The following is a 644-nucleotide window of genomic DNA, read 5'->3' on the forward strand; positions in this document are numbered from 1 at the left end:
TTTATGCCCCTTTGTTTGTTAGAAAGGGATTGAATCAAGTTTTAAGACTTAGAAGTCTGGCTTGCTTTTCCTCAAGTCGAAAACTCTACCTATGTGGCCAAATGAGCTGTACCACTATAATATATTTAAGCGCTCCTCTCTGCTGTTTGAGGTGGATTGGTTTAAGTCGAAAGCGTCATCCCAGCTCAAGCAAATAATGCAAATTAAGCAGCCAGTTTTGTGCAATTCATCAAGGCTAGCGTTCGAACTACGCGCTCAAAGGGCAAGGTGTTGTCGTAGCTGAAAAAGGCTAAGACCCCGTATTCATGTTACTTAGAAGGAGAAAGGCTAGGATGAAAATTGTTTATATCGATATGGACGATACGCTTTGTGATTACAAATCCGCATTTCAGCAGGCTAGGCGCTTGCGACCAGATATTGAATACCCACAAAGCCAGCCATCTTTCTTCATTAACTTGTCACCACTACCTAATGCCATCGATGCGATGCAGTTCTTTTTGGCCGATGAGCGATACGACCCATATATACTGACTGCGCCGTCAGTCAAGAATCCACTTTGTTACACAGAGAAGCGATTGTGGGTAGAGGAGCATTTGGGTTTTGCTTATGCCGAACGGTTAATTATCTCGCCAGTTAAAGGCCTG

At 43.5% G+C, this 644-nt stretch carries 1 protein-coding gene; it reads left to right on the plus strand.

What is annotated here, in order from left to right; all coding sequences use genetic code 11:
• Nucleotides 1-332: 332 nt before the first annotated feature.
• Nucleotides 333-644 (plus strand): hypothetical protein (locus tag Q4557_RS19845; protein ID WP_303415065.1); only part of this gene is annotated, 312 nt, incomplete at its 3' end.

This window comes from Shewanella sp. 5_MG-2023, assembly GCF_030547465.1.
Classification (GTDB): Bacteria; Pseudomonadota; Gammaproteobacteria; order Enterobacterales; family Shewanellaceae; genus Shewanella.